General features: G+C 55.9%; 4 protein-coding genes. 2 read left to right on the forward strand and 2 right to left on the reverse strand.

Translation table 11 applies throughout. The annotated features are described in order from the left end of the window. A partial coding sequence (locus Q0176_RS06225; RefSeq protein WP_299300321.1) for a hypothetical protein occupies window positions 1-356 on the forward strand: 356 nt, incomplete at its 5' end. Window positions 357-419: 63 nt separating this feature from the next. Here the strand turns inward: Q0176_RS06225 and Q0176_RS06230 are convergent. Continuing rightward, window positions 420-1781 carry an APC family permease gene (locus Q0176_RS06230; RefSeq protein ID WP_299300323.1) on the reverse strand — a complete coding sequence of 454 codons (1362 nt, stop codon included), beginning with the start codon at window positions 1779-1781 and terminating at the stop codon, window positions 420-422. Between the two features lie 10 nt (window positions 1782-1791). Beyond that, window positions 1792-2478 carry an isochorismatase family cysteine hydrolase gene (locus tag Q0176_RS06235; RefSeq protein ID WP_299300325.1) on the reverse strand — a complete coding sequence of 229 codons (687 nt, stop codon included), beginning with the start codon at window positions 2476-2478 and terminating at the stop codon, window positions 1792-1794. Between the two features lie 326 nt (window positions 2479-2804). Here Q0176_RS06235 and Q0176_RS06240 point away from each other — a divergent pair. Then, window positions 2805-3581: response regulator (locus Q0176_RS06240; protein WP_299300327.1), on the forward strand; the 777-nt coding region annotated here is incomplete at its 3' end.

The following is a 3581-nucleotide window of genomic DNA, read 5'->3' on the forward strand; positions in this document are numbered from 1 at the left end:
AGCTCTTCGAGCAGCTCGGCGGTGAGGAGCGAGAGCACCGGAACCTGTACGCCGCCCTCAAGAGCAAGTTCGCCGAGGAGGAGGTCCCGGGACCGGAGCGCATCCGGCACCTGGACACCCTGATCCGTCAGAGCTTCGCCTTCGAGGAGTTCAGGCCCATCCTCAAGGACACCGAAAAGGCGTGGCAGCAGGCTCTCGACTTCGCCATACGGCTCGAAAAGGACACCGCATCCTACGTCAGGGAGATTCGCAGCATCCTCAGGCCCGAGGCCCCGGAGGTCTTCGAAGCCATTCTGGCCGAGGAGGAACGGCACCTCAAGCTGCTGCAGGACTACAGAAACCAGAGCATGTACTGAAAAAAATCCGTCGATAGGGACGCAAAATCCCTATCGACGGATTGGCAGCCTCCAGGCTCGACTCTATTCCCTGCCGATATCCTCAGGGGTCAGCGCGGTCAACTCGCGTCCCTGTTTTCTCCTGTAAGAATCGGCCACCCAAAAGACAACGACTCCAAGGCCGAAGAAGAGCAGAAGAGAGAGATAACCTCCCGCATCCAACTCCATACAGGCCCCGATAACCAGCCAAATCGAGATCCCCATGCCGACCAGGAACATCGGAAACCCTCCTGGTGCCCTGAAAGGACGTTTCCACTCGGGATGAAGCCTCCTGAGGCGTACGACATCGAGACAGGAGATGAAATAGACGACCCCTGCGGCAATGCTGGAGATGGCATAGATGTACTGCACCCAGTTGTCCCCACTGAAAAAGCAGAAAAACAAAGAGAACATGTAGACCACAACATTGGCCAAGAACGGCTGACCATAGCGATTAACCTTCATGAATCCCCTGGGAAGCTGGTTCAGCTGCGCGGCGCCATAGAGCACCCGGGCGCTGGACGTCCAGAACCCCATCAGTGTGGTGAAAGCGTGCATGAGGCCAGAGACAATGGCGAGGATCCCCAGAATCGCGGGCAGCCCGAAGCGAGCCACCAGTTCGGGCTCAGGCATGCTCATCGAGGCAATTTCATGCCACGGGGCCATGCCTCCCATCGCCAGCACGACAAAGCTGTAAAGCAGCGCGGGGATGAAGAGCGATGCAAGGATAACCTTCCATATTTTTGAGGCCGGAAAATTGGTCTCTTCTATCAGGGTGGGCGTCATTTCAAAGCCGATGAACTTGAGCGAGAATACGGCCATCGCAATGAAGATTCCATACCCTCCCTTCGGGAAAAAGCCCTGGTTCAGACGAATGTGATCCATACTCCAGTGGCCGCTGAGGAAAAAGGAGGACGAGACCAGAAGCGAGATGACGATCATGGAGAAGAAAAAGAAGTTGGACAGTTTCCCCGTCAGGCTGATGTTGAAATTGGAGAGGACGAACCAAAGGGTGACGGAGAATATCGCCACCATCATCATCTGATCGCTATTCAAGGGATAGAAATGGTTGATGGCCGTTCCGAAGATGAAGGCCATCATCGGGGGCTCCACGACCTGAATCAGAAACATCATCCACTGAGTCGCAAATCCCATTTTGTTGCCGTAAGCGTTGCTGGTCCAGGCATCCACCCCCGCAGCAAAGGGTAGCATTGCGGACAGCTCGCCGAACGCCAGGCCTACGGGAACAAGGAGAAGGGCAAGAAGGGGAAACAGGAAAGCCGCCCCCGCCCCCGTGGTCTGAAACCAGTAGGGAGCCTCGGCAAGCCAGCCTCCGATAACGGCTCCCGACGATATTGCGATCATCTGTACGAAGCTCAGATTCCTCTTCAGTTTGCTGTCGTTCATGTTCTTCCTCCTACAAGGCGGCGATCAATTCGTCGGTGCTGACCACGTGGCAATAGATGTTATTCAGCACCGAGAGTTCGTGCTCCTGTATCTCACGCGTCGATGCCCCGCAGGCGTCCTCTACGAGCCAAACCTTGAAGCTCTCGTCGGCCAAGCTGCGAACGGTCCCCGACACGCACTGATCGGTCAGGACCCCGGTCACGACCACCGTATCGATGCCGCAATTGTGCAGCATCAGCCGGAGAGACGTCCCCGTAAGGGCGCTGTCCGTCGTCTTCCTGACCACCAATTCGTTTTCGCGAGGAGCCAACGGAGCGACGATCTCGCCGGCGGGATTTCCGTCGAGCAGGAGCAATTCGTTGTATCCCGTGGCCTTCTGATCCAGGGACCGATCCCTCCCATTCGCGAGCTGGCCGGTTATGCGGGCGTGAGCGACAAGCATCTTCCTCTCCCGAAACGCGGAAAGGAGCCGTGCGTTGTTGGGAATCACCTCGTTGTCCACTCGATCGTAAAAGTACTCCCAGCGCGCATAATAGGCCTTTTCCCTCTCACTCATGCCGCTTGTGTCGGGACGGGTAAGGAAGTGGTATTGCATATCCACGATAAGTAGTGCCGTTCTGCTCCCGTCGATGACAATTTCGCCGTAATCCTCATCGAGCTCGTAATAGAACGAGCAATAACGATCGTTGACCTTCATGATTGCATCCAACCTCCACATCGGTATAATCTGTGCAAAGGGACGTCCCTTTCTGAAATTCTTGCAGAAAGCCCCGCACGTTTCAATCGCCGCCGAGGTTTTTCTATGGTCACTTGAAAATTCACCCTCCGTTTTTTGGCAAAAAAAAGCCGTAAAATCGGAAGATTGAGGGCGAAACCATCGTCGTCCGGCGCTTTGCTCCATCCCGATTCAAAACAACGACCGCACACGACTTGGGGCATCACTGTTATCATAGTCCTCATAAGGGCCGGCCTCTTTTGACAGGCGCGAAGCACCCGGAGCAATACAAGGAGACGTACAGCAGGATGTATAAAATATTGATCGCCGAAGACGAGGCCATAGAAAGGAATTACCTTACGCAGTTCATCGAAGGAACCGGGGACTACAGCGTGGTGGCGAGTGTGGAGGACGGGCTGTCCGCCGTTGAGCTGACGTTGCTTCATCGGCCGGACCTGGCTCTTCTGGACATACGCATGCCCCTCCTGGACGGGCTCCAGGCAGCGGAAAAGATCAAACACCACCTGCCCCAAACCTTCGTGATCCTCAACTCCGCCTACGCCGAATTCGAGTTTGCACAAAAAGCCATCCGCTGCGGGGTCGATGCCTATCTGGTAAAGCCTTCGTCGAACCGCGAAATTCTCTCCGTGCTGAGGGCCTGTCTGCCTCCCGTCCAAACTCGCCGCGCGGACAATGCGGATTCGCCGTCCCTGATGGAGGGCTTCCCGGAAAAAGCGCTGGAGGATTTTCGCAAAAGCATACAGATTGGGGATCTTCGACTTCTCGAGCAGGCTCTGGACGACATCGCAAAATTCTTTGAGCGGAAGCTCCCCCTCAACGTCTACCGAATCCTTGCCATCAACATCGTATTCTCCCTGGAAAGGACCTGCTTCGAATCCCCCCTGTTCCGCCCCCTCCTGGGGAATGCCGCACAGGAACTTATCGTCCAGAGCATCGTCGCGGCTACGGATATCCTGACGATTCAGAATATCGTACTCTCCTGCCTCGCAAAGCTGCGTTCCTCGGCATCCGTCCTTCTACAGGCGTCGATTCCTGCGGTACGGCGCATCACCGCCTATTTGGAC

It is taken from the genome of uncultured Fretibacterium sp. (assembly GCF_938040765.1).
In the GTDB taxonomy this organism is placed as follows: Bacteria; Synergistota; Synergistia; order Synergistales; family Aminobacteriaceae; genus CAJPSE01.